The organism is Stieleria sp. (genome assembly GCF_041595215.1).
In the GTDB taxonomy this organism is placed as follows: Bacteria; Planctomycetota; Planctomycetia; order Pirellulales; family Pirellulaceae; genus Stieleria; species Stieleria magnilauensis.
On sequence record NZ_JBFHKV010000996.1, the window covers coordinates 1 to 3,215 of the forward strand.

The 3,215-nt window shown below is 60.0% G+C and carries 1 protein-coding gene; it reads right to left on the reverse strand.

The window, feature by feature from the left end:
- Positions 1-39: 39 nt before the first annotated feature.
- Positions 40-3,215: DUF6797 domain-containing protein (locus tag ABX749_RS27245; RefSeq protein WP_372898800.1), on the reverse strand; the 3,176-nt coding region annotated here is incomplete at its 5' end.

A 3,215-nucleotide genomic window follows, 5' to 3' on the forward strand; every position in this document is an offset into this window, starting at 1 on the left:
GGCATTCGGTTGCATCGTCTTCGCGGAGTTCGCTGGCGATCATCCCTCCGGCACGCGGTTGATCGTCCAGTAGATCTCCTCTTCAAACGCCTCGCCGTCGCGCGCCTTCAGTTTTAGCAGGACGTGGACTTGATCAACCGGTTCCAGGTCGGGGATGTTCAACAACACGCTCTTGCCGTCGCTGCCCAACGACACGCTGGTCACGTTCATTTTGTCGACACCGATTTCACCGGTCTCGGGCGAATACATTTCTGAGCCGTACGATTTGGCCCATCGATAATTCCAGTGGGTCACGTCGTAGGATGCCAGATCGGTCGCCGACGGGATGTCGAGCGGGAAATTGAATTGCAGCTTCAATCCCTCCGCCTGGACTTTGCAATCGCTGACCATCTTGTGCGGCTTTCCGGTGTACCGCAGCCGCTGGATCCCTTTGTCGTCTAATCCGATCCGGCCGCCGCCGTTCCAGCCATGCAACCCGGTGGCATAGACTTGGCCGTCGGCCGGATTCACTCGGGCTCGCATGATGCCGGTGCTGAAATCAAACGGCAACTTGATGATCGCGGCTTGAGACACGTCGGGAAAATCCTGGATCATCGTGTAGTACATCCAGCCCTTGCCGAAACTGGTGTGCAACAGGCGCCCCGACAGAGGCCCCCAACGCTCGTCGTCGACCCATGCCTGGCCACCGCACGAGTTGTCGAATTCTTGCGGCATCCAAACCAGCGGCGGATCGAACGAATCCGGCGGAACGACTTGTTTAAGGTCGATGGTGCCGCCACCGGGGGCCCACATGCCGGGGATCGAATAGTTGCCGACCCAACCGTAAAAACCGCCGGACCGCAGCAGACTGATCTTCGACGCCGGCGTCCATTGCCCTTGATTGTCGCTGGCGACCACGCGGCCGTCGGGCAAACTGCCCATCCCGTTGGGCGTGCGAAACCCGGTGCAATACACCTCTCGATGCCGCCCGTCGGCCGACACCTTGATCACCGCGCCGGGGATGTCCGAGTCCGTCCCATGCCCGCTTTTGGCGTAATAAAAATTGCCTTGATCATCGGTTTGCAAATCAAAATTGAAGGCATGGAAGTTGACCGAAACGTCTTGATCGGCGCTGTAGCTTTCATAAAAGTCCGCTTCGCCATTGCCGTCGGCATCGTGCAGTTTGACCAACCGGTCCTTGCAGGTGACGAAGACGTTCCCGTCCACGATCTTGACGCCGAACGGTTCGTACAAGCCGCCGGCGAATCGTTTCCATTTCAAGTTCAGCAAGTCGTCGTCGATTCCCGAAACGATCCAAATGTCGCCACCGTGTGTCGCAACGGCCATCCGTCCATCGGCAAAGAAGTCCAGTGCCGACGTGCGAAACCAGGTGTTCCACGGCGTGGCGTCTGGAATCGTGATCGTGTCGAGCGCATAGGCACCTTGTTCCAATCCCAGATACCCGGTGGTCGTCAACACGTCGGGCCACAGCAGCGGTCCGCCGGTCGTCAGGCGGTCAAAGTCCACCGGCGGTGATGTCGACGGAGACTCGGCGAGGAAGGTTTTGAATTGCGACAACGACACGTGCTCGTCCGCTCCGTCGGCGTCTTCGACGGAATCACCCGCGAGACAGTAAACGTCAACCTGTCGCGTTTGATCACTGGCCGGAATCACCAACCGCAATCGATGCTTCGCATCGACCTGCCATTCCAGCCCATCGACATCACCGGTCACGGCCGCGGCGGTGAACTCAGCCATCGTGTCGTCGGCGCCGTCATTGCCCGCCGGGGAAGCGACCAACGCGATCACCGCCCCCGCGTCTGCGGCGCGGGCATCACCATTGCCTGTATCCGCGTTGCCGTTGATTGGCACGAGCATCGAGTGATTCCGCGATGCGTCGCCTTGGGCGGCCGACAGCACCAGTTCCTTGCCTGGGCCAATCCGCAGCGAATGACGGACGGAGTTTCGCAGTGCGCCCTGTTGCGGCAACTCCAGGATCTCGCGGCCGTCGATGCGATAGCGCAGCACCAACTGATCGCCGTGCAAGTAATGCCCGCGATAGTCCATCCACCGTTGCGGCATCGGCCCCCGCGGCAGCAAGTTGTCCCGCGGATAGTCGAGGGTTTCGTCGTGTCCCCATTGCCAACCGGCCAAGGCATCGAGCACCTGGCCGTCGGGATTGGCGGTTCCCTCGCCGCGTGCCCGAACGTGTTGCGTGTTGCTGAGGTCCAAAAACCCGTCGCGCCAGATGCCAGCCTGGTTCATCGTGTGCAAGTCGTACGAGACGGTTAGGTCACCAAGCTTGACCGTCAGAACGCTGCTGAATTTTCGTTCCAATTGGGACGCCAAAGCGGGACCAAAATCGCGCTGCACGTTTTCGATCTCCGTGCCATCCTTGGTTCCCTTGGGCAGCCCCGCCAAGTAGTCCTTGTCGACCTTGAAGTAGTCTGGGTTGGACGGCTTCATGAACTGCTCGCGGATGTAGTGCACGACCTGATAACGTTCCTTGGGCGTCAGGTGCGACATCGGCGCCATCAACCCGTTGCCGCGCGTCAGGGTCATGAACATGCGATACGGGTCGCTACCGAACTTCAGCTTTTGAGTTCCGAAAGCGCGCGCCGTAGGCAAGGAGGGTGTGTTGCCGTCGCTGCCGTGACAATTAAAACAATAGCCGTGATAGATTCCTTTGCCGGTTTCGAAGTCACGGGAACGGAACCCGCCGATGATGCCCGCATGATCTAGATCTTGGGAATCATCTTTGACCGCCAACTGCTCCGGTCGCGGTTTCAAAGCGGCGAAGCGTTCGGGACCACCGGCGGCGACTTCGGTGACGAAGCGGACCAGATCCAGAAAATCCCGCTGGTCACGCAGCGACGCGACAAGGCCTTCGGGCATCATCGATTTGGACGCCGGCTTCATCTGCACAATGTCATCACGCTCGATCGTGGTCTCGCGGGTCAAGTCCGATGCCGAGCGCAGCGTCACGGTGTCGTCGGTCGTCGTTGCGATCAAGCCCGTCACCACCGACCCGTCTTCCAACAACAGGGTGTGAGTTTGAAAGCCTTCGCGAATCTTCTTGGACGGATCCAGCAACGATTCGATCACATGCTGCTCGGTGACTGGGCCGATCGTGGCCAAATCGGGCCCGAGTGGCGTCGCATCGTCCCCGCTGCCATGGCATTTCACGCACGCCGCCGCGGACTTGTAGAACACCAACGCGCCGCGACGTGCGTCCC